Source organism: Anatilimnocola aquadivae (assembly GCF_049819085.1).
Lineage (GTDB): Bacteria > Planctomycetota > Planctomycetia > Pirellulales > Pirellulaceae > Anatilimnocola.
The window spans coordinates 6,968,394-6,993,203 of sequence record NZ_CP187419.1; the positions used below are offsets into that span (position 1 = coordinate 6,968,394).

Genomic DNA, 24,810 nt, shown 5'->3' on the forward strand with positions numbered 1-24,810 from the left:
TCGTCCATCGACAACTTCGCATTTGCCGCAACATCCATTGAAAATTTCTAAGTATCGATGGAATCCTATGAGATGCATTGGTGCGAATTCAAAAATAGGTCTCGCCAACCATCGCGAACGGTTTTTTGAATACTCTGCCGCACGATCGTGTACCCAACCTGCCTCGCTCCTCTCCACAACGCTGAGTCCCCTGCCACAGGAGCACACCCACGCATGACCGAGAAGCTACAAGACCTTAATTTCTTGCACCTGTTCTACTTCTGGATGGTCGTGCGGCATGGCGGCATCACCGCTGCCTGCGAGCGTTTGCATCTGACGCAACCGACGATTAGTACCCAGATCCGCAAACTGGAAAAGTCGCTCGGGCACGAACTGTTCAGCCGGGCGGGAAGGGATCTGGAATTGACCGAGGTGGGTAAGACGGTTTTTGAGTACGCCGAAGACATGTTTGCCGTCGGTCGAGAGATGCTGGGAACTCTGCGGGGTGTTCCCTCAAAGCGCGCGCTGCGCCTGCACGTCGGCATTCCTATGATCTTGCCGAAGTTGATTACCTATCACTTGCTGGAACCGATCCTGCATTTTCCGCAGCCATTGCAGATCGTTTGTCACGAAGCACCGCTCGATAATCTCATCGCGGACTTGATGCGGCATAAGTACGACGTCATTCTTTCCGACTCGCCCGTTCCGTCCAACAAACGAGTACGCACCTACAGCCATCCGCTGGGAAGTTGCGGGATTACGATGTGTGCTTCTCGCGAGCTTGCAAGTCGGCTGCAGAAGAGGTTTCCGCAATCGATGGACGGCGCGCCGATGCTGATGCCGGCCGCCAATACGGAACTGCGTCGCCTGATCGATCGCTGGCTGGACGACACCGGCCTATCGCCGCGCGTAATCGCCGAAATTAATGACAGCGCCCTGCTGCAGGTTTTTGGGCACGGAGGCGCCGGCGTCTTTCCGGTTCCCACAGCCGTGGTCCCCGATGTGAAACGACAGTTCGATGTGGAGGTCGTGGGCCAACTCGAAGATCTGCAACTTCACTTCTATGCGATCACTCTCCAGCGCAAGTTGACGCATCCCGCGGTGGTCGCGATCTCGGCTGCGGCCAAAGATGGGTTGCTGGCCATGACCCCGGCATAGCGAAAAATCGACGGCGCTGCCACACTTGAAGTGTCCGCTATCACGGGCGGAATTTGCGTGAAGATCCACCGCCGGGGAGTTTGAATGAGGTTAGTTCAACCACTCTTCAAACGGAGTCCCGGCGATGGAAGAGCGACAAACCTATCGGCATTTTACGTTGGTCGAGCGGCAGGTCCTAGCGCAGCTGGTGGCCATGCGCGCCACGCAGCAAGAGATGGCAAGCTGCTTGGGTCGTGACGTGCGAACGATCCGAGCCGAGCTCAAACGCAACTCGCGTTATGGCGGCTACTCTGCGTGCGAAGCGCAACGCTTGTCCGAACAGCGGCGTTGCCAGGCTCGACAGAAGTGCCGCAAGTTACGCCGACCCGAGTTGGTGGCAGTCGTCACGGCAGGGCTCCGTAAGCGCTGGTCACCCGATCAAATCGCCGGTCGTTTGAAGCGGCAATTCCCGTGCGAACCGCAGCGTCGCTGCTCCAGTCAAACGATCTACCGCTGGATCGACACCGACGATTTCGGTTACCTTTGGCGGCGAATGTTGCGAAACCACAAACGCCGCAAACCTCGTGCGCGGCAGGTCAAGTCACCGGCGCGCGAGATCGCCGGGCGGCCCGAGATCATCAACCTACGCGAGCGAATCGGCGACTGGGAGGGAGACACGATCGTCGGCCGTGGCGGGCGGGCCTCGCTGGTCAGCCTCGTCGAACGGAAAACCGGCTTCGCCTTGCTGCTCCCAGTGGAGAACCGCTGTGCTCCCACGGTGAACAACGCGATAAAACGGCGCTTAGGCACGCTTCCACCCGAGGCTCGGCACTCGCTGACATTCGACAATGGCTCCGAATTCGCCGGTTACCAAGAGCTGATGTCGAGTCTGTCACTCGACATTTATTTCGCCACTCCACGCTGCCCTTGGCAACGTGGTAGCAACGAGCATTTCAACCGCCTGGTCCGCGAGTTCTTCCCCAAAGGCACCGACCTGCGTGGCCTGAATCGGCGCAAGCTGGCCGAGGTGCAGCGGTTATTGAACCAACGACCACGCAAACGCTTAAACTATCAAACCCCCGACGAAATCTTCTCCGAATTCTGCCAGCGGACACTTCTAACTTGACAGCGCCGACGCGAAAAATCGACTAGATTTATTTGACAAAGAATCAGGGGCCGGGGAAAATATCCACACCAACTAACGAACAATTTTTAATCAACGCGAAATCAAATCATCAGTCGCTTATGCAAAACGCTGCTTCGAAAAGTGGTTATCAGACGGTTATCAGAAAAACGTGCGATTCGCGGTTATATTTCATGGAAACGCTGACACGACAAGGCTTTCGGGCGATGACAAAATCCAATTTTTTCGCGCAAAAGGTTATCAAAACAGAGCCGAAAGACAGACAACCCAGAGGTACCCATGACTGAAGATTGATCGATCAACTGCCCTGTAAAACGCCAAGTGTCGAGTGACAGGAAACGTCGACTGCCAGCCGGGAACGCTCCGAACAGCCGGGTCGTTGATAGCAGTTATTCACATTTTTCCTTTCAGCCCTTTCCCCGGCTTCGGCCAGGGAACATAATGTTGTGGTCCGCCTTTGCTGAAGCGGCGGAACCGTAGTGCTGGTTTTGTCGTGCGGGCGTCCTTATCCTACGCCCGTGCCTTTCGGCCTATTGCTCCCGCCCAGCCTTATCACGTTTTCGGAACAACGCAGGCTCCTTTCCCCGCTGCCTGCGACCAGTTTGCAGAACAGGATGCCAGAGCCCGCCGCCGGGTGTTCATTCCGGTTGGCAGTCCCCTGTGGCATTCACAAGGATCGATTCGCATCCCGCCCCAGCGCCGTTCGCGCGCAACAAGCACCGTCTCCGCTTAGCTCATCAGGAGCTCCAGTATGGCTACGTTCAAGAACTTTCGCCGCGGCGATCGAGATTCCCGCTCAGCGCGTCCCGCCAGCGACAACGGCAACACGAATCCACCGAATCCCAATTTGCCCAAGCACGTGCAACGCTTGCGCGAGATCGAGCAAGAGGGTGAGCCGCTATCGCTGGCCGAAGAGCTGGCCGACTTGATGGCCCATCACCGCGAAGAAGCGGGCACCGAAGAGCGGTACGAAGAGCTGAAGAAGAGTGGCTTTCAAATCGCCGATTTGCAAAAGCTGACCATGGGCGAGCTGATGGAAGAAGCTCGCAAAGAAAAGCTAGAAGAGGTCGCCGGCGTTCGCCGCCAAGACTTGATCTTTCGCATCCTTAAAGAACGAGTCAAACAAAGCGGCTTGATGTACGGCGAAGGGACGCTTGAGATTCTGCCCGACGGTTTTGGCTTTCTCCGCAGTCCCGACTATCACTACCTATCATGCCCCGACGATATCTACGTATCGCCGAGCCAGATTCGCCGCTTTGGTCTAAAGACGGGCTCTACCGTCGCCGGGCAGATTCGCCCGCCCAAAGAAAACGAGCGCTACTTCGCCCTGCTGCGGGTGGAAGCGATCAATTTTCAAGATCCGAGCCTGGCTTCCGGCCGCGTGACATTCGACGATCTCACGCCGCTCCATCCAGACACACGAATTGTCATGGAGCACGACCCAGAAGATGTCTGCACGCGCGTCATCGACCTGGTCACGCCGATTGGCTTTGGTCAGCGCGGCTTGATCGTCAGCCCGCCGCGCGCGGGCAAGACAATCTTGATGCAGAAAATGGCCAAGGCCGCGCTGAAGAATTTCCCTGATGCCTACGTGATGATGCTGCTAGTGGATGAGCGGCCGGAAGAAGTCACGGATATGGAGCGGCAAGTGAAAGGCCGCAATTGCGAAGTCGTCAGCAGCACCTTCGATGAAGCGAGTTCCCGGCACGTGCAAGTAGCGCACATGGTACTCGAAAAAGCCAAGCGACTCGTCGAGTGCGGAGTCGATGTAATCATCTTCCTCGATTCGATCACCCGTCTCGCTCGCGCCTGGAATAGCGAATGCCCGCAGTCGGGCAAGCTGCTTACCGGCGGTCTCGATGCCAATGCGTTGCAACAACCCAAGCGATTTTTCGGTTCCGCCCGTAAGGTGGAAGAGGGTGGCTCGCTCACGATTCTGGCCACGGCGCTCGTCGATACCGGCAGCAAGATGGACGATGTGATCTTCGAAGAGTTCAAGGGAACGGGCAATCTCGAAATTCATCTCGACCGCAAGCTGGTCGACAAGCGTATCTGGCCCGCCATTGATATCAACAAGAGCGGCACCCGCCGCGAAGAAATCTTGATGAATGCCGACGAGCACAAGCGCGTCAGCATGATGCGCCGCGCGCTCGCCGACCAGAACCCGCCCGACGCCATGGAAATGCTGGTCACCAAGCTGGCGAAGACCAAAACCAACGCCGAGTTTTTGATGAGTGTGAGTTTGAAGTAAAGGCAGAATGTAGAACGAAGAGCGCAGAATGAGTCGGCACGAGTTACATTCTGCATTCCCTATTCTCATTTCTGGATTTGCCTTGGGAGTTGGTTCATGTCATTGCTCCTCGTACTTGCTATTCTCGCTGCCGACCCCAACGAGAAGCTGTTTCAAGCAACGGCGCTCACCAAGCCGGGCGAGTTCACGGCGGGCATCGAAGGCCCAGCCTGCGATGCGGCGGGCAACATCTACGCGGTGAACTTCGCCGAGCAAGGAACTATCGGCCGCATCGCGCCTGACGGCAAGGGAGAGGTCTTCGTCAAGCTTGATGGCAGGAGCATTGGCAATGGCATTCGCTTCGATGCTGCCGGGCAGATGTATGTGGCCGACTACGTCGGGCATAACGTGCTGCGGATCGATCCCCAGACGAAGAAGATTACCGTCTTCGCCCACGAACCGAAGATGAACCAGCCTAACGACCTGGCCATGGCCGCTGATGGCACTCTCTTCGCCAGCGATCCTGCCTGGGCGAAGAACACGGGCCAGCTGTGGCGAATTTCCACGAAAGGTGAAGTCACACAGCTGGCGAAAGACCTGGGAACCACCAACGGCATTGATGTCAGTCCCGACGGGAAAACGCTGTATGTCAACGAGAGCGTACAGCGGGGTGTGTGGTCATTTCCGATCCAAGCCGATGGTACGCTCGGCGAAAGGAAGTTGCTCAAGCAGTTCGACGATCATGGCTTCGATGGCATGCGCTGCGATGTGAAGGGGAACCTGTATATCACTCGCTATGGCAAGGGAACCGTCGTCAAACTCTCGCCTGCAGGTGAGGTGCTGCAAGAGATTGATGTGCTCGGAAAGCAGCCCAGCAACTTGTGTTTTGGCGGCCCCGACGGCCGCACCGTCTACGTTACCGAAGTCGAGCATACGCGGCTGGTTCAGTTCCGCGTCGATGAACCAGGCCTGGAATGGCAGCGGCAAAAACGCAACTGAGCTGCACTCTTTAGAACGGGTCTTTTACAAAGTCGTTACGACCAATTCGACCTTCTTAGAACAAATCACTGGTTAGGATCGTCTAACATATCGCCAGTGATGCGCGAGCGGTCGCTGCGTGGGCCTTTCACGAAACCCACGGGTCTAGTTGTAACGACAGCAGCAGTTCGCACGCACCGGTGGCGGTAGCAACCGCTGACGGCTGGCGTAGGCTTGTAGGCCGCTCGCGCGCAGCGTGCCTGGACACCACTCAGGAACAGATCTGATGAAGTCTCTCTCTCCTCTCCGCCTGTTCGTCGCGGCACTTCTCTGCTGCCAGCTGCTAACCGTCGTCACGTTGGCCCAGGCACCGATGCCGCCGGCACCAACGCCCGACGACATCGCCGCCGCAGATGGGAAACCCACGACGCTGCGTGAGCAGACGATTTATATTCCGTACGCCAAGCTTCGCAGCCTGTTCGAAAAAGAAGGCCGCGGCGTCTTCATTCCTTACGACAAGTTTCAGCAGCTGTGGAAAGCTGCTCAGGCTACCGCCAAGAAGCTCGAAGAGATTAAACCGCCGATCGATGCTCTCATTAGCGAAATCGACAGCATCGCTGTCATCAACGACAAGGCCGATGTGGTCGAAGTCACAGCCACCCTGAAACTCGAAGTGCTCCGCGAAGGTTGGAACGAAGTTCCTCTCCGCTTGAAAGACGCGGCCATTCGCTCGGCGAAACTCGGCGACAATCCGGCCCGCCTGCTGCACGACCCGGCCAGCGGCTACCGCCTGCTCTTCGAAAAGAAGGGCAAAGAGCCCGAGCAACTCACACTCAAACTGGTCTATGCCCGCGCGTATACCAAGTCGCCTGGCGCTAACACGGTGCAGTTCGATGCTCCGCTAGCACCAGTCAATCGCTGGGAAATTCGCGTCTCGCAGCCTGGCGTGAAAGTGAATGTGCATCCCAAACTCTCAGCCACCGAAGCTTCCGCCGAAATGGGCGATGCCAAGGCGGAAGAGAAGAAAGAAACCGTCGTCGAAGCCTTTGTGGGTGCCGCCGAACAAGTGCGAATTGACTGGACACCCAAATCGGAAGGTGCCGCCGGGCTCACAGCGCTCGCCACCGTGCAAGTGCGACAGGAAGTGACTATCGACGAACGCGTGGTGCGTACACGGGCCTCGCTCGTGTACGAAATCTCGCGAGCCGACCTGAGCAAGTTACAAGTGGCTGTACCCGCCGATCACGACGTCGTTAGTATCTTCGACGACAACGTCAAAGGTTGGACGCAAAAGAACGATGCTCTCGGTCGCATCATCACCATCGATCTCTTCCAGCCTGCGCGCGGTACGCAGAATCTGGTGATCGAACTCGAAAAGATCATCGCCGACAAAGAGATGCCGGCCGAAATGGCTCGCCAACAAGTGAAGGTGCCGGTGATTCGCGCGATTGATGTCGGCCGCCAACAAGGTGTGCTCGTCGTGCGCCTGGCCGATTCGCTCCGCAGCGAAATCGACAGCCGCCTCGATCTGCTGCAGATCGACGCTGCCGAACTGCCGCAACAGCTGGCCGGTCAAACCTGGGCTTATGCGTTTCGCTACTCGCGGGCCGCTTACGATTTGACGCTGACCGTCGAGTCGGTCAAGCCGCAGGTGGAAGTTGACCAACTGGCCGAGGTATTCCTCGAACCGCAACAGACAACTGCCACGTTGCTGGCCATCTACAACATTCAACGGGCCGGGCTGTTCCAACTCGAACTGGATGTGCCAGAGGGTTATGACGTCCGCCAGGTGCAGGGTCGCGATATCGCGGGTGCTGCTGCCGTGCAAGTCGATTCGCATCATCTGGCCGAGCGTGATGTGGAAGTGACCGTCAACGGTCAAAAGGAAACTCGTAAGAGCAAGTCGCGATTGAATGTGAATCTTGCCCGCAAAGCGCTGGGCAAAGTAGCGCTTACAGTCGAACTACAAAAGCGCGTCGAAGACCCAAACCTGATGACGCCGACCGGTAAGAAGTCGGCGCTCGAGATTCCCGTGATGCGAGTGAATCCGCAGAGTGCGGCCCGCTCGCAAGGCCGGTTGCTCGTCTACACGCCCGAGAGTTTGAGCGTCCATCCGAGTGAGCAACTTGGTCTGCGTCCCATTTCGCCTGCGGAAGCCGTGCAAGGAATGGAATCGCTGCGCGCGGGACGCTTCCCGCTGGTGCGCGAACTGTTGGCCTTTGCCTTTACGCAAGAACCGGCCAGTTTGAAAGTCGAAGCCGAGCGGCGCAAGCCTTACATCGAGGTGCAGCAAACACTCATCGCCCGCGTGGAGCAAGGGGTGGTGAAGTACGAATCGATCTTCAACTACGACGTGAAATACAGCGGAGTGAAGTCGCTCCGACTTGATGTTCCCACGTCGCTCGTGAAGGAACTGCGCAATCAAACGCCGGCCATTCGCGACCGCGCGATGGAACCTCAGCCCACCGAGATCACACCTGGATATACGGCGCTCGAACTGGCCGGCGAAGCTGAACTGCTCGGCAATTTAATCGCCAAGTTCACCTGGGAAGAAAAGCTCGCCGAACTCGCCGCCGGCAAAGGCGTGAAGATTCGCCTGCCGATTTTGAAGGCTGTCGGTGTCGATCGTTTTTGGGGACAGATTGCCGCGACACGTGCGGAGACAATTGATATCGGCGTCGATGGTGAAGCGACGGGCCTGCGTCCCATCGACCCCCGCGTCGACTTGAAGGTGAGCGTCCCCGATGCGGCTCGCGCGTTTGAATTCCACGACGACTGGTCCCTCACGCTGCTCGCTACTCGGTACGAGTTAGAAGCGGTGAAGAAAACCAGCGTCGAGTTGGGACTCGTCCGCATGGTGTCCACTCGCAGCGGCGAAGTGACCGTGCAGGCCCTCTACCGCATGCGAAGTGCCAAGCAGCGTATTCAAGTGAAGTTGCCCGACGGCATCGACCTGAAGAAGGCCTTCGATACGCAGCCTTTGCGAATCAATGGCCAGACGGCAAATCTTGAGAGCGATACACAGGGGAATCTTTACATTCCGCTCGTGGGTCATTCGCCCGATACGCCCGTCGTTGTCGAGTTGCGTTATACCTACACCGGCAACGCGAACAGTTTGCAGGTGCCGACTTTTCTCGACGACGAAACGGCTGTGCAGCAGATTTATCTGGCGGCTTACTTGCCCGAGGAACAGCGCCTGGTTGGCTTGACCGGACCATGGACCGCCGAGAATCGTGCTGCCTGGCCGCCGAACGAACATGCGACCAGCACCGATGATCATCTGCTGAATCAGATTCGCGCCAGCGTGGCCGGCTGCGATACGCTCGGCCGCGACTTCCGCACCGATGGCAACTTGTATCTCTTTTCGGCCCTGCGTCCCAGCAAGGACGATACGCTGGGCCTGGTGACGCTCAACAAAACCTTCCTGCAGTTCCTGCTATTCGGGATCGTTGCCCTCGTCGGCATCCTGCTGACGGCTCGGCCGGTGGGAGACCGACTCTGGTATCTCGCAGCACTGGTAGTGGCCATTGTGCTCGTCGCGGTCCTGATGCCTACCACGGCTCGCGCGGTGATCAACGAAACTCTGGCGGCTGCGATTGGCCTGGTCTTGCTGGTGTGGATCGTTCGCTTCCTCGCGTGGTCGTTGCCGGGAGTGATCCACTGGATTACCACTCGGCCAGTTCGCTCCGCAGCGGCAGCTTCAGCCGTGGCAGCTGCCGCGGCCACTTCGCCACCATCGGCAGATGGCAGTTCTCCCTTTAGACCGGGAGGGCCGGGCAACACAACAGTGGCAGTAGCACCCGAAACGCCTGGAGCGACTCCTGCGACGCCACCTGTGCCGCCGACCTCGGAAGGAGGTGAGCGTCATGAGTAAGCACCTGTTCTTCTCCTCCCTATCGACGCTGTTGTTACTAGCAGCGACGGCGCTCGCACAGCCCGCGATGCAAAACAATGCCCCAGCGCCGGCTAAGCCCGCTGCGGGCGATAAACCGCTGCGCGAGATCTTCGTTCCGTTCGAAGATCTGCCGGTGATTCTCGAAAATGACAAAGAGCGAGTCTTTCTCACGCGGCAAGAGTACGAAGACCTGTTGAAAGTCGTCGAGGCAAAGGCCGTCAAGCAAGGGCCGGTGAATCTCGTTCCGCTGCAAGCTGCCTACACGGCGAAAATCGACGATGGCCGCGCCCAGATCAGCGGCACGATTCAGTTCGAGGTGCTCCACGAAGGCTGGCAGATCATGCCGCTGCAGTTGGGCTATGTGGGCGTCGAGAGTGCCAAGCTCGATGGCCAGCCTGCCTCGATCGGCCGCCCCGATCGCGGCCCACTGCGTCTGTTCGTCAAAGGTATCGGCAAGCATGAACTCGAACTTCAGCTGACCGCTGCCGTTCCCGCTGCCGCCGCTTTGCAAACGCTGCAAATCGCTCTGCCCACGCCGCCAGCGGCGACGTTGAATTTGTCGGTGGCCGGCAATGTCGAAATTAAAGGTGGCGCCTCGGTCGTCAGCCGCAAATACGACGAAGCTGCCAATCGGACCGAACTCGATCTGATTCTCGGTCGCGGCGCGCAGTCGATTGTGATGTCGCTGAACAACAAGCAGGCGCGCGAACAGCGATTGGTCGTGGCCCGCACCATTCAAGTCGACGAAATCACGCTTGGCTACGAGCGTTTGCACGTCAACGTCGCCCATCGGATTCTGCACGACCCTGTCGACCGCTTTCGCTTTGTAGTTCCCGCTGGTTTTGAAGTCACCAGTGTTACTTCGCAGCGGCTATCCCGCTGGGAAGTGAAGCCCGATGACAAAGGCCGGCAGATTCTCGAGGCCATCCTCAGTGAACCAACTACCGATCCCACGCTCATCGCCATCTCGGCTAATCGTTCCCCCGAGTTGGGCCAGGATTGGCTGGCGAGTTTGCAAAAATGGAAGCTGCCTCGTTTGCAGCCGCTCGATGTAGCTGGCGAAGTCGCAGTGGTCGGTCTGCTCGTCGATAGCCTGCTCGAACCGCAAGAGCTGACGACCAAGCAACTGCTCCCCATCGACGCCGCGATTCTCATCCAGGCCATGCCCGAGAGTATCTTCCGCGCGGAACGGGGCGCGCCCATCGTGCGCCACGTGGCCACGTACTATGTCCCTGCGTATATCGACGCAACGCAATACGACCTGAGTGCTAACTTCGCGAAGCCCGAAGCGGGCCTGGTGGTGGCAACCAGCTTGTTGCTGTCACTCAGCGATCAAGGGCACGAGTTGCTCGGTGGCTTCGTGGTCTCGCCGCAGGCTGAAGATTTGTTTCAAGTTCGCTTGCGCGCGCCGCTTGGTTGGCGCGTGAACGAAGTTCTCGGCGATAATAACCAGCCCTTGAATCTGGAACGCTACGAACTGCCCGATGGCAGTACGCGGATGATCGTGAAGCTGGCGCAGCGAATTCCCGCGGGTGGCCGAGGCAAAATCGTCGTTCGCGCCACGAGTAATCCGCCCGGCTGGCTTGCCGCTGGCAAACCCCAGGTCGCCACGTTCCCGGATTTTGTGATTGAAGGGGCCTCGCGCGAAACCGGAGCCATCGCCGTGCAAACTGCCGACGATCTGGCCGTGCAACCACAAGATCTGACGGGCCTCGTCCCACTGCTGGAAAATGAGAAAGCGGCCACGGGCCTCGGCGGCGTGATCACGGCCGCTGCGTATCGATTCGAGTCGCGTCCATTCGCCGTCAAGTTTCAGGTCGAACGCAAGCAACCCTCGCTGGCTGCCGAAGTCTTTTCATTTTTGCACGTGCTACCAGATGCACTGCAGGCTCACTACGAAATCGTCTATCAGGTCCGCGAAGCTCGCACGCGGCAACTGGCTTTCTCATTGCCCATTGCCACGCCCAAAGAAATCAACATTCGCGGTCTCGACGGCAGGGCGGTGAAAGAATTTCGCAGTACGGACGAAGGTGATCGGCGGCGCTGGACAGTGCAATTAGCCGATCGAACCGACGGCGAAATTCGCCTGGCGGTCGACTTCCGCCTGCCCGTCGCTGAAGGAGAGCTGAAAGCCTTTTCGCTGCCGCTCATTCAGGCGGAAGATGTCGAGTTTCAATCGGCATTCGCCTGGCTCGAAGGTTCGCCAGAACTCGAAGTGCAAGCGACCACGGCCCATCGCACCGTGGATGAAGCCGAGTTGTATCAGGCCCGCTTCTTGCTCGAGCAGGCCAGCGGCACTGGCGATCGTCGCGTCATCGGCGCTTATGGCTATCAGGGTGAAGATGGCGACATTAAGGTCAACGTCGTTCGTCGCCAGCAACATCCGCTGCCGAGCGCCATCGTCCAACGAGCAGAACTGCTGACTCAAGTCTCGGCCAATGGCCTGACGCAATCGGTGGCTCGCTACGACCTGGCGACCAAGGCCTCCATGCTGGAAGTGTCGCTTCCGGGAGATTCTGTCCTGTGGACGATGCTCGTCGATGGTCAGCCCACCAAGCCGCAGAAGGAAAAGAACGCGCTGCTCGTCAGCTTGCCGCCGCGCGAAGATTTGAAACTGCGGCGCGTGCAGATTGTGTACGAAACGACAGGCAATCCCATTTACCTCACAACCACCGTCGATGCCTTTGCCCCGAAGTTGCTGCTGCGCACCAGTGGCGACGAAGCGGCCCGCGAAGTGCCCCAGGCCGATCTGCAATGGAAACTCATCCTGCCGAAAGGCTTTGAACTGCGCAGTAGCAGCGGCACCGTGTCGCCCGTCGAAGCGGCCAAGCCGCGTCGGCCACTGGCAGCATTCCAAGTTGCTGCGGTGCTATATGGATTGAGTGGAGGTGTACGTGAACGATTCCCGGTGGAACTGGCTGGAGGCACCACCACGAAATGGGCGGATGCGGTGAGCCGAGCTGAGACGGTCCGCCCGTTAAGTGCAGACTTCAGTCGCGAAGGACTCGAAAAGCAACTGGCTGATCTGCGATCTCTCGACGCTCCACTCCCCATGGAAATGCCCAAGTCGGAAATGGATGCTGCTCCTCAACCTCCTGCGCCCGTCGTTGACAATGTTGTCACTCCCCGCCCAACAGCACCGACGGCTACTCCTCCTCTCCCTGAAATGGTTCCGCCACCGACCGCGATGCCTGCGGAAACAGCTCCGGCACCTGCGCCGGCTACGCCATCAGATCCGTTCGCTCCAGCCGTGGCGATGAACCAGCCGTCGCGCAACGACATGGCCCCCAAACCGGGCGAAGGTGAAGAGGCTCAGCTTGGGCAAATGGTCGCGCAGGCGAAGATCTTCTCGGCACTCGAAGGCGTGAGTAGCATCCCGATCGAGTTCAACGTGCCACCGGGGTCCACGACGGTCGAATTCCGCAGCTTGGGCGTGAATCCGCATTTGCGCGCCACGCTCGTCGACACAAATCGTATTTGGTATGCCGCCGTCGGCATTGGGCTGCTCGTCTTTTTACTCGGTGTCGCGCTCACGCATCGGCCAGCCAAACAACAGGCCGCCTACGTCATTATCATGCTGCTGATCAGTTCTCTGCCGGTTCTGCTCACCAGCGCCTTCGACGATATCGGCCTCTTGTTCGACTATGCCTTTTTCGGTGCGTCCGCGCTGGTTCCCTACTTTTTGCTCGCGTCGGTGTTCCTGTCGTGCTGGCGCGCGATCCTCGCGCGCTTGCCTGCTGATTGCTGCCGTCCCGAGACAACCACGGTGCCGCTCAACAGCAGCACACCGACCGGCACCATCATCACGCCGCTCATGCTCGCGGTGCTCTTCTTCGCCGCAGGCCAATCGGCATCGGCGCAGCCACTACCCGAGAACGCCAAGCTGGTCGATATCAAAGATCTGCTGCCGATTCTCGATCCCGGTGGTCCCGTCGCCATTCCGAACGACGCGGTGATCGTCCCCTACGATGCCAACTCGGAATCGGGCCTCGCCGATGCCAAGAAAGTGCTCATTCCCTACGCCAAGTTCATCGAACTGTGGAATCGGGCTCATCCAGAAAAGATGAAGGACACGAAGCCCGCGCCCGTGGGGTTTGTGGTAGTCGCAGCCGATTATCAAGCCACGCTCGAAGCAACTGACGAACTGCTGGTCACAGTCAAGCTGACGATTGATGTGCTCAGCGACAAGCCCGTTGCCATTCCGCTGCCATTTTCCGGTGGCGTGTTGGTGAAGGCCACGCTCGATGGCCGCCCTGCTCGCCTGCAAGTGATCGAACCGAAGGATATGAACCCGCCAGCGCAGCAGGCCGTTCAGCAAGCGGCTGCGCCCATTCCTGGCGGCGGTGCTGTGATGGTGCTGCACGCCGATGGTGCGGGTCGCAAAACGGCAGACATCTCGTTCCGCCTGGGACTCACGCGCCGCGGTGGTTGGCGACAAGTGGCTGCGGCCTTGCCCTTGGGCGGTTCAGCGAAACTAGCGCTCACCGTGCCTGAAGCGGGCACCGAAGTTCGCATCAGCAATACGTTCGACAAAGGGAGCTTCGATACCAAAGAGGCCAACGAGAAGATCGAGACTACGCTGAGTGGCACGGCCAATGGCCGGCTCGATCTACAGTGGCGGCCAAAAGTAGCCATTGGCCAGATCGACCAAAGCTTGACGAGCAAAGGAACCGGCGTGCTGGATGTGCGCGAAGACGCGCTGCGGCTGACCTGGGTGGCGGAACTCAGCTTCGGACGTGGCACGCGCGATCAATTCGAGTTCTCGTTGCCGCTCGACTACTCCATCGAACAAGTACTCAGCGAGAACCTACGAGGCTGGCAAGTGAAGCCCGACGCCGCGCGGCAGTTAGTCGAAGTCACGCTCCTCAAAGCGGCAACCGGCAGCGAAAAGATTACGCTGGTCCTTTCGAAACGCGGCCGCATTGGCACCGGCGAGTTCGCGAACTTTGATGCCCCCGCTGTGTTCGTAAGCGGTGCCGCACTGCAGCAGGGAGAGCTGATGGTCCGTCGCAGTCCGCGTTTGGAACTTCGCACGGAACTCGCCAAGGGGCTGGTCCGCGCCGATAGCGATTCCAACCTGGCTCGCACCATGCAAGCGGCCGATGTCGACGATCCGTCGATCTTGAATCTGCGTCCCTATCAGGTCTATCGGTTTGTCGCGTCCGGTGCCGGCGACAAGTATCAGTTGCGTTTGAATGCGAGCGAAACGGCCAGCACCACTTCGGCGGAAGTTCGCACCATCATGCGCGTCGCCGAACGCGAGGCGACGCTCGAGTCGAGCATTCGCTTTCGGCCGCAAGGCCAGCCTCTCTATCAGGCCGACGTGCTGCTGCCGGTTGGCTTCGAACTCGATCAACTCCAGCCCGACAACTTCCTCTGGTCCGTCACGCCCGATGTGGCCAGCGGGCGCAAAAAACTGAGCGTCCATTTGCTCGATGGCCGCGAAGGTGATTTCACCCTGACGATCATCGGTCGCTTTGGTCCCCGCGCCAAGTTCGAAGAGGTTGCAGCGCCGATGATCAGCGTGCTGGGTGTCGAACGCCAGCAGGGAGAAGTGGTGGTGCTCTCGGACCCCGATACGGACGTAACCGTCACCGATCTGAAGAACGCCGAGGCCGGTTTGTTGCAGCAAACGCAAAGCTGGCTGAAGAGCGACCAATATGCCAAGGCCCGCGTGGTGTTCAACTATCGCGTGCCCGATTACTCCGCTCTGCTCAAGCTGCGGCGTAAGCTGGCCCGCGTGAACGTGCGGACCATCAGCAATGTGAAGGTCACGCGCCGGGCCATCGAAGAAACCTTGCTACTCGACTATTACATCGCCGAAGCGGGGATCCACCAGTTGCAGTTTCTGCTCCCCGATTCGCTGAAGACTGCCCGCATTCGGATTCCGCAGGAAGAAAGCCTGCTGCAGCGAAAAACCATCGAACCGGCCACTCAAAACGGCCAGCCGATGCCGGGCTGGAGTCTGGTGAAGCTGATGCTGCAAGAAGACGTGACCGATCGTCTCGGCGTGATCATCGAGCACGATCGCTTACTTACCGACAAGCCGCAGGACGTCGCCATTCCGCAATCGCTTACCGGCACGACGTCGCAGCGACTCGTGGTCATCGAAAATGCCGGCCGCGACGAAGTGGTGGAAGTAAAAAGCACGGCACTCGAACCCCTCTCGCGCCAGCAACAAGCGTGGCAAGATGTTGTGCGGATGCTGGGCGACGATTCGCATGTGACGCAGGCCTATCTTGCCATTGGCGATGCCCAGCCAGCACTCACCTTTCAAACGCAACAGAACCAGCAACTCGAAACGGCCAAGGCCCGCATCGAGTTTGCCCGCACCAAGTTGATTGTCGATGAAGCTGGCGGCTATCTCGCCCGCGTGCAGTTTCAAGTGAGCAACAGCACCGAGCAATACCTCGATATCGTCCTGCCGAACAATGCTCGCCTGTGGACCGCGACGGTCAAGGGTCTGCCCGTGAAACCGGTCGAGCAGACGCCGCCGGTCGAGGGTGAAATGAGGATCCCGCTCATCAAGACCCCCGCTGGCAGCGGCGATTACGAAGTGGAAATCAAGTACGGCGGCTCGCTCGGCAAACTGGCAACGCTGAGGACGATCAACTTTCCGCTGATCCGGACTCGTTCGATCAACATCGAACAGAGCCAGGTGCAATTGCTGCTGCCGAAGACTTTTCAATGGCCTCACTTTGGTGGCACGATGAAGCAAGTCGCCAGCGAAGTGGAACTCGAAGAAGGCTTTCAATCGTACTTTCAAAAGAAGCTCTCCGAAGCCAAGCAAGCATTGCAAAGCGACGACCTGAACACGCAGTTGCGAGCGCAAGCGAACCTGTCGGGGCTGATGCAAACCTGGCAATACAATTCGAGCACGCGCAGCGCGAATAACCTCGAGCAGTCAGGCCTGGCGATTCACAACTACGCGGAATTGCAGTCGGCCCAGCAAGATGCGCAGGCTCAGGTGCAATCGCAGTTGGAAGGTCTCGAAACCAACGACAATCGCGGCCGCTTGAACGATGCTTGGCTCTCGAAGAAAGTTGCTCGCAGCAAAAACGTCGTTCAGCAACTGGGGAACAATTTCGATGGCTCGTTGCCCAGGACTGGCGAAGCCAAGCCCGACAATGGCCAGACGCGAGGTGAACTAGCTTACAACCCGCAGTTCCTCAAGGGGAACAAGCTCGATACGGAAGCAGCCAACGAGCGGATCATTCAAGAAGAAACCGAGAGGTTGGCAAAAGACGCTTCCAAATCTGGGAAAGAGGTGAATGTTCCGCAGAGCAAAGCTCCCGGCAAACCGACCGCCAACCCGGCCGAACAACAGGGACGTGTCGTTCGCGTCGGCAAAGTGGCTGCTCAGCCGACCAAGGATGCCGATGCAGCACCGCAGGCTGTTGAACTGCAAGACTTCGGGGCGAACAAGGCTCCCACGAACGATTTGATGAGTAACCTGGGCAGATTCTCGGGCAACGGTCTGGCGGGTCGTGGAACCGCCGACCCCCGCGGTTACGGCAACGCGCCCAACCAATCGGGCCAAGGTCAGCCTGGCGATCGCTCCGGCGGTGGTCGTCAGGGCGCTGGCCAAGTGGACGGCCAGAAGTTCTACAACAACGAACAGTTCCGTCAGCGCGACAACGCGAATCGCTATCAACAGAAGTTGCAACAAGAGGTGCAAGAGCAGGCAGCAACGCAGCAGCAGTTGCAAGTCCCAAACCTGACCTTTCAAGCGCCTGGCGCCGGGAACGCGCAGCCGCAATTCGGAGGCTTTGATCCAGCCATTGCCAACGGTCGTCCTGGTAGCAGCCCCACCGGTGGACCGGGCGGATTTGGTATGGGCAGCGGGGGTGGGATAAATCTTGGCATCCAGAATTTCAACGACACGCTCGTTGTCGACGCCTTTGGCACTCGCCGGGGCACTGGCCTGGCGAGTCTCGATATCGACCTGCCGAATGTCGATAGCCAGGAATTTCTCTTCACCACGCCGCGTGGGGCGATTGAGATCACGGCTCAGCCTGTGTCGTCGGACCTGATTCGTCGCTGGACGAGCCTGGGCATTCTCGCGGCTGTGATTCTGGTGGGAGTGGTCGTCTACCGCATCTGCCGGCAACTCCCCCTGCGCCGCGCGACCGGCACCATGGCCTTTGCCATTCTGCTGTTGCTGGTCGGCTTCCTCAGCCTGCTGTTCAAGTTCCTGCCGGTTGTCGGGCTGTTCCTGCTGATCGCCGGAGCCGTCCTGGTCGTTCGCCGCGTGCTCGATCGCCGAGCCGCGGCCACCGCAGCTGTGTCGTAGGTCATGGCCACCGGACGTGACTTTGGTTTGTGATACAAAGCATCATTGCTGGCCCAGGTCACGCCGGGCTGATGCAACCTACGGAGCAACATGTCGCGAACAACTAACAATATTTAGCACACGACATCATTGACAACAAGTCACTATACCGCAATAATGCCGGTACGTTCTCTCACAGTTTGGTGGTTAGAAGCGAAGGCCCCGACGCGGGTGCATCGCTTCGTTCTTGGTGCGTCCAGCTGCGTTCGTTGATTAAAGTCAGGCTGACAAGAGCGTGTCCAACAATGGGCCCGGTTGTTGGACAAAGAGGATGAATGGCAAATTCAACTCAACGAACACAAGTGCTAACGCGGCAGCGGTTTCGGGCGAAAATCGAAAACCGGTGCCTGTCCAACAACTGCGGTGATTGTTGGACGTTTACGATGGTGCGGCCAGTTACGCAGTAGGTCACATCCGCCGGATGCGACCTACTTTTGCGCCGTATCGTCCGGTCCATTCGCCGGGGCATTCGGAGTGCTGACGATCTCCACCGTCGAAGCCGTTGGCTCTGGTGCAGCGGCGATCTCGGGCGGCGATGCGGCTGCCGGCGCGACTTCACCCGGCACTTCCCGTTCGTAGCCATCGAGCAGGCAGCTGACGTTGACGTCTCCCATCACGTTGAGGGCCGTGCGGCAGCGATCGAGAAACCAATCGACGGCGAGCAGCATGGGAATGTGCTTGATATCGAGCCCGACGGCCGTGAAGACGAGCGTCATGGTGACGAGCCCCGCTTCGGGAATGCCCGCCGCCCCGACCGAGGCAATCACGCTGGTGACAATCACGAGGAACTGATGCCAATAGTCCAGTTCGACGCCGATCAGCTGCGCGATGAAGAGGGCCGACATCGCTTCGTAGAGAGCGGTGCCGTCGTTGTTGAAGTTGGCGCCCACCAGCGAACCCAAGCTGGCCGATTGTTCGCGGAGGCCCACTTTCTCGCGCAGGCAGGTGTAGGTGACTGGCATGGTGGCGGTCGAACTGCCGGTCGAGAACGCCATGACCAGCGCATCGCGCATTCCCATCACCACCGTGAAGGGATTGCACCACGAGAAGAACTTGATCCGCACCAGGTAGTAGATCATTTGCAACGACAGGGCGATGAGCACCGCCACAACAAAGCCGCCCAAAGAGACAAACGGCGCGAAGCCCTTCACACCGACGAGGTTGGCCACTTTGCAGAACACAGCGAAGGGAATGATCTCGATCACCCAATGCAACATGGTGATGAGAACCGTGAACATCACATCGACGACGTCAGCTACCTTGGTGATTGGCACGTTTTTGTTCGGCCGCAAAGCGAGGCCCAGGGCAACGGCTAGAATGATCACGGAAATCGCTTTGCCGTTATCGCTGAGCGGGCCCAGAATGCTGCGGGGAATGTTCTCGAGAATCTGCTCCATCGAGAACTTGGGGCCGACTTCCTTTTTTTCCTCTTTGGGTTTCTCTTCGTTTTTTTCTGCGGTCTTTTCGCCGGCTGGCTGCTCGGGAGCATCGGCTTGGGCAGCTTGGTTTTCTGCCGGCTGCTTGGCCCCAAACTTCCACTTGCCAGGCTGCAAGGTGTTGGCCACGAACAGGCCGATGAGAATCGCCGCCAGGGTATTGATGAGCAGCAGCGAGACCAGCCGGCCAATCGTGCCGGGCGGAAACTTCGCATGCATGAGGGCTTGAATCACGGCGAGCAAGATGAGCGGCGGAGCGAGCGCACCGAGAATCCGCAGCACCAGGTTCGCGGGAACCTCGAGACCGTAGAGCAGGCCAGCGGCATGACTGTGAACGGATTGCTTGTCGGTCGGCTTGGTCAGTTCGTCCCCAGCAACTTGGGCGAGCAAGAGACCGACAATCAGCCCCGCAATCACGCCCGCCAGAATTCGCAGGTACAGCGGATAGGACTGCCAGACGCGAATCGCCCTGCCGACGAATGACGAAGATTCTTCCGCTGGTTCCGACTTCTGCATGAGCTCTCTCCACCGCTGGCCTGAGGCAACTGAGCAAGAGAGATCTTAAGCGCTCGGCAGGCGGAACATAACGGGAGAGCAAAACCGCAAAAGGGGGGCGTTCAACAATCGGGTCAATTATTGAACAGCAGATAGCGCAACTCTCGGGTTTGAGTGGCAATGTCTGTTCAACAATGGCCTCGATTGTTGAACAAGTTGGTTCTTTTTTGGGGTGGCAAAACAGGCTGGGTTCGAGAGCCTTTGGCGAGCAGCGACTCTCCATTTGCGGAGTTCTTACTCGCCAAAGACTCCCGACCCCAGCGGTGCATGCGACTTATGGTGCCAGCACCTCGTGCGTCAGCTTCTCCTGGTTGCCGGCAGCGTCGATGGCGTGGGCGGCGAGCTTGGTGCTGGTGCCGGAAAGGCTCACTTCCCATTCACTGAAGTTGGCAGCAGCTGACTTCGCTGGCTCGCCATTCACGACCACCTGCTTCACTTCGCCGTTGTCGCTGCAGGTGCCGCGGACGATCAGCTTGCCGTCCTGGCGGATGACGTGGGTGATGACGGTGGCCGGCGGCAGGTCGTCGACGGGGTCGAGTACCTTCGGGAAGGGAAGATTTGATACTTCTTTCACTGCTGACTCGTTGCCTGTGAGCGGCGGTTCCTTCCGGAACGAATCTGGCTCGGCCTTGTACTCGGGCGAGCGCGTGCTGACCACCATCGCATGGCGACCCGGGCCGTAGTGATCGTGCAAGTAGATTGGGACGCCTTTTTCTGTCTTGGGTACAGGACGGGGACCGCCGCCGAGATTCACCAGGGCGCGAGACTTGGAATTGTCGTTCCAGTTGGTCGTCTTCACACCGCGAAAGTGCGAAGCGGCCTTGCCCGTCGGGTTGTCGTCGGAGATCTGAATCAGCGGCATGCCTCCGGAACGCATGCTGTCGAACGTCAGGCCGTCGACGGTCACCACGCCGTGCTGCACGCTGTCGTCGTCGTGGCCGCGATTGAAAGGCTCGGTGTTCGTCGCCTTGATCGACAGATTGCGGTACTCGTGCCGATCGAAGTTGGGATGATAGATGCCGTAGTGCGATTGGATCGAGAGGTTCTCAATCAGTAGCGAAGGTACTTGCGGACGAAAGCCGTAGTGCACGTCCCAGATCTTCGTGTTGCGGACCACAAACGGGTGACGCTCGTCCGGACCAACACGGTTCACGCCTTCGCCCAGGTTGATGCCGTACAGACCGGCATTGCTGTGGACTTCGTTGTCTTCGAATCGCACAAACGGCAACGTGCGGATATCGACGACCTTCTCGCTGCCATCGGGCTGTAACACCGGCATGCTTAATTTGAGTGAGCGAGACTCGGTGGCTTCGTAGCGAAAGCCATAGCGATCGTTACCAGCGGCCACATTGCGAGTGAACGTATTGAGGCTGTTGGCCCACCAGAAACCGGCTCCTTCATTTTGATCGAAGGGGAGCACTTGCTTCGGCAGTCGCTTGCCCGCGACGGCACCGACCGCCAGGTTGCGATCGAGCACGTTGAAGACTTCGGTGCCGTCTTCAAAAAAGTAGCCATGCCCCACACTGCCGAAGCCGACGTTGTCGCGAACGACCAGGTAGTTGGTACCGTGAATCGTCAGCCAGCGATTATGGCTGTCCCAGATCGACGCGCCTTGCACGTAGCTGCCACGCATCGTGTTGCCGATGAGATGAAAATGCAATGCGTAGCGGCCCAGGACATTCTTCTTTCCCAAGTGGCGAAACTCTGCGTAGCTGATGCTTCCCTGGGAGAAGCGGTGATACATGGTGTGGCCACGTTCGCCGGCGGGATCAGCCGACTCGACAATGACATTGCGGCTGAGGTTGCCGACTTCGCCGCGAGTTTCTCCCTCGCCCAGATGCTTGTGCTCCAGAGCTTCGGCAAACTTGACGGTCGTTCCGTCGATGGCAGTGATGACTCGCTGCTCGGTGACTGGTTCGTTGCCGTAGTCATTTTGCGTCGGCGTCAGAATGAGTCGATCGCCCACGCGCCAGCCCGAGACGGGCTCGGCCAGGGTGACTTGCGTGGCACCTTTGGCAGCGGTCTCACCGAGTTTGACCCAGGTGCGGCTCATCGGCTGGCCATGAAAATCCATGCGACCGCCGCAGCAGACAATCGCCGGGCACGATTCTTTATTGAGACCTTCGACCATGGTCAGTCGAATCAAAGCGTGGGCGTTGGTGGCAATTGGCTCTGCCGGTGTGCCGACGAGCAAGGCCGGCCGAGCCTTGCCCGGCTCGGGTTCCGAGACATGCCCTTCGCAATCAAAGCCTTCCTCTTCGGTGTCGTCGCTGTCTTGGATTTTGATGAGGCCAACATTCAAGCGCGTCTTCTTAGCCGGATCAAACCGTAGCGTACCGGCAATGTGGACCGAGCGAATCACCAAGTCGTCTGCTGCCTTGATGTCATAGGTCACCGTGTGACCGGGCAGGATCTGCACTTTGACATTCGAGCCGGGAACCTTGCCGCCCTTCCAAGTTGCTGCCGCGGACCAATTGCCCGTGGCGACCGATTGAATCACGGGCACATCGGCGGCCGTGACTACCGAGAGACAGAAAGCGGAAATAGCGAACGAACAAAGACTCGCGAGACAAATACGCCGTAGCATCGAAGGACTCCCTCATTGGTCGGCAAGGCTTGGCGGCCTTGGAGAAAGGTGGGCGCTGATGGACGATGGCGGTCGTCAGTGCAGCGGACAAACAGGAAGGTCGCTCGAATTGTAAAGCGAGTGGCCAGCGACTACCCAGAGAATTCTTCGCCAAAATTCGGTCTTAGTCGCGGGCTCGAAAGACGTCGTACAGGCGGAGCAGCATCTCGCGTAGGTCGCCCTGGTGCGTGGTGTACGCCTGGGCAACATCGGCGGGCGTGATGCGATCGTCGCTCTCTGGCAGCAACTGCTGCACAATGCCGAGAGCCAATTCCAGCGACGGTTTGGTCGTGAAGATCACCGGCAGGCCGACAGGCTGATGGGCCGTGACGAGCAATCCCGCGCCGCGTAAGCAGCACCGCCACTTGAGCAGCAGACGCTGCCACGAGCTCAGTTGCTCGTAGCCGTCAATCACGACCAGCGTGCGATTGGTCCATTCGCGGTGCTTCAGCGGCTGCCAATCGAGGGCTCGCTGACCGCCGTGCAGTTGCTGCTGAACAACCACTCGTCCCTGTGCTTCCAAGCGGGGCGCAAGCGCCGCCAGCAAAGAAGACTTACCGCTCCCGTGCGGGCCGATGATCGACCCTTGCCATTGCTGAGCTTGGAGCTGGGCAACGATTGAGTCCGCCGTGACGTCGCGGGGAAACAGATAGGGAATCGCGCCCGGACGAATGAACTTCGTCGCAAACGGATTGCTCCCGGCACTTTCGCTAGTCATTTACCGTACGCTGCCCCATGACTAATCTTCGTCGGCGTCTTCACTCGGTGGAGGGACAGGCGCGGCGGGCACGCTGCCGAGCGTAAACGGATGTTCGAGGACAAACTCTCTGCCCCGGCGCACAAACAGTCGCAGCCGCACTAGCCAGCGGATGCGCATGATGGCACCCTCATAGCTGAGCGGGCTGTTGGGCAGCATCACATGAAAGCGACGCAGTGGGCGCAAGTCACCTTCGTCAGCATCGGCTGGCAAGCGACGCTCGAAGAAATGGACGCCCATATCTTCTTCGCCCTTACCTTCCGTGATCCATAGCACCGATGCTTCGACGGCCTGAATCTCAGCGAGATCCACCGCATCAACCTGATACTCCACGGTCAGTTCTTCGCCAGCGGAGTAGTGCTTGCGACTGCCGCCGAGACAAATGCTCAGCAAAGGTTCTTCGGAGAGGCTCGATCCTTTCATGCCCGCACTCCCAGGCCGATCGTGGCCACTGGAGCGGGCGGAAGCATTGCTTGTCGGGCCTGTTGCGAACCAACCTGCACCTGCGAAGTTGCGATGCCGGGATACACCACCAGCGGGAACGCGCGGCGAAACTCTGGCCAACCATCGGCCGAACCGCGCACCACGAGGCGCCACTGCACGCTGTTATGCGCACCCTGAAACGAGTGCATCGCATCGGCGGGAATAGGAAGCAGAAACGAACACTGAAAGGGCTGCACAGGCTCAATGAGGAACTCACCGTGCTGGAACACTACCTGACGAAACACTTCGCGCACCTCGGTGCGGCAGTCGGTCCCTTGGTGGTACGTCGCCTCTTCTTCACAAACCAGGCAAACCTCGAACGAAAAAACCCGGATATGTCCCTGCTGCCAAACGGCCACCCGATACTCGCGGCCGGCATGCAAAGGCAGATCGGAAACTTCGACCGTGGTGGGCCCCATGCCCGTGTGCACCACGATTAAGCGCAACAAGTAATAGACCGACCAGCCACCAATGGCGATGAAGGGAATCAAAAACAGCGTGAAGAGCCAGTCGCCGTCTCCCGCGAGATGTCCGCGGATCGCCCAAACGGTAATCACGCAAGCAACGGCGTTCCAAATGAGCGCGAACAGGGTCGATGCCAACAGCCTCCATCCGGCAGACTCAGTTTGCGGCAAGCGATAGCTCAGTTCTACTCCTGGACTATTGATTAACCCTTCCAGTTCGGGCAACGTCGGATAGACGGTGGGAGTTTGCAGCGTTTCGCTGAGGGGGTCGAGCTCGGTGGCGGTTCGTGCCATCACAGAACGCCGTTCGATCGAGATGCCAACCCGCAGCGCCGTCCAAATCAAGCCAGCGCCGCCGAGGATCGCAAAGCTGGACGAAACGAGGATCATCAGCCAGCGTCCCGCGCCCCATTTGTAGGCGGAAGGGTCGTGCGGCCCGATCAGCGTCGACAATGCTCCCATGCCCAGCAAAAACAGGGCGCCGAAAAAAAGCACTTCGCCGACGGTGCCGGCCATGTTCGAGCCGGTCCGGCGTTTGCCGCGTTTCTTTTCCAGGAAGCGAAACAGTCGGGCCACAGGGGGCTCCGGGGAGGAGAAGGCAGACAGCCGCGCGCTACGAAAGACGGAACAGCGTGACGATTGCAGTGATGGTAATGGTAACGAAAAGTGCCCGAACGCGCAGGTTCGTCGAGGCAATCGCCTAGCGATCCGTTCGATTATAGGTCTCTGCTCTTTCCGGCTCCAATACCTGCAGCGGCCGGATTTACGGTTTCCAGACCACAAAATCAGCAAAT

General features: G+C 58.9%; 11 protein-coding genes. 6 read left to right on the forward strand and 5 right to left on the reverse strand.

All coding sequences use genetic code 11. From position 1 onward, the window contains the following. Window positions 1-213: 213 nt before the first annotated feature. The 6 genes from NA78x_RS27680 (at window position 214) to NA78x_RS27705 (ending at window position 17,656) form a co-directional block, all read left to right on the forward strand. On the forward strand, window positions 214-1,137 hold the full coding sequence (locus NA78x_RS27680; protein ID WP_425615608.1) for a LysR family transcriptional regulator: 924 nt from the start codon (window positions 214-216) through the stop codon (window positions 1,135-1,137). Window positions 1,138-1,261: 124 nt separating this feature from the next. Further along, window positions 1,262-2,242: an IS30 family transposase gene (locus tag NA78x_RS27685; protein ID WP_425615609.1), complete on the forward strand. Its 981-nt coding sequence runs from the start codon at window positions 1,262-1,264 to the stop codon at window positions 2,240-2,242. Between the two features lie 769 nt (window positions 2,243-3,011). Beyond that, a complete protein-coding gene (gene rho / locus NA78x_RS27690) occupies window positions 3,012-4,511 on the forward strand; it encodes a transcription termination factor Rho (RefSeq protein ID WP_425615610.1) in 1,500 nt (499 codons plus the stop codon). Between the two features lie 96 nt (window positions 4,512-4,607). After that, window positions 4,608-5,489 carry an SMP-30/gluconolactonase/LRE family protein gene (locus tag NA78x_RS27695; protein WP_425615611.1) on the forward strand — a complete coding sequence of 294 codons (882 nt, stop codon included), beginning with the start codon at window positions 4,608-4,610 and terminating at the stop codon, window positions 5,487-5,489. 265 nt (window positions 5,490-5,754) lie between these two features. Continuing rightward, window positions 5,755-9,342, forward strand: coding sequence for a hypothetical protein (locus NA78x_RS27700; RefSeq protein WP_425615612.1), 3,588 nt, complete (start codon window positions 5,755-5,757; stop codon window positions 9,340-9,342). Continuing rightward, window positions 9,335-17,656, forward strand: a complete 8,322-nt coding sequence (locus tag NA78x_RS27705) for a hypothetical protein (RefSeq protein WP_425615613.1) — start codon at window positions 9,335-9,337, stop codon at window positions 17,654-17,656. Before NA78x_RS27700 ends, NA78x_RS27705 begins: the two co-directional genes overlap by 8 nt. A gap of 467 nt (window positions 17,657-18,123) precedes the next feature. Here NA78x_RS27705 and NA78x_RS27710 read toward each other — a convergent pair whose 3' ends face one another. The 5 genes from NA78x_RS27710 to NA78x_RS27730 form a co-directional block, all read right to left on the reverse strand. Further along, on the reverse strand, window positions 18,124-19,647 hold the full coding sequence (locus NA78x_RS27710; protein ID WP_425615614.1) for a dicarboxylate/amino acid:cation symporter: 1,524 nt from the start codon (window positions 19,645-19,647) through the stop codon (window positions 18,124-18,126). Window positions 19,648-19,960: 313 nt separating this feature from the next. Beyond that, the gene (locus NA78x_RS27715; RefSeq protein WP_425615615.1) at window positions 19,961-22,273 is read right to left on the reverse strand and encodes a G8 domain-containing protein; all 2,313 of its coding nucleotides are present in this window, start codon (window positions 22,271-22,273) and stop codon (window positions 19,961-19,963) included. Between the two features lie 163 nt (window positions 22,274-22,436). Then, a complete protein-coding gene (locus NA78x_RS27720; RefSeq protein WP_425615616.1) occupies window positions 22,437-23,030 on the reverse strand; it encodes a hypothetical protein in 594 nt (197 codons plus the stop codon). A 21-nt stretch (window positions 23,031-23,051) separates the two neighbouring features. Beyond that, entirely contained in the window at window positions 23,052-23,492 is a 441-nt protein-coding gene (locus NA78x_RS27725; RefSeq protein WP_425615617.1) for a hypothetical protein, read from the reverse strand. Continuing rightward, on the reverse strand, window positions 23,489-24,592 hold the full coding sequence (locus NA78x_RS27730) for a hypothetical protein (protein WP_425615618.1): 1,104 nt from the start codon (window positions 24,590-24,592) through the stop codon (window positions 23,489-23,491). The genes NA78x_RS27725 and NA78x_RS27730 overlap by 4 nt, the downstream gene beginning before the upstream one ends. Between the last annotated feature and the right edge of the window lie 218 nt (window positions 24,593-24,810).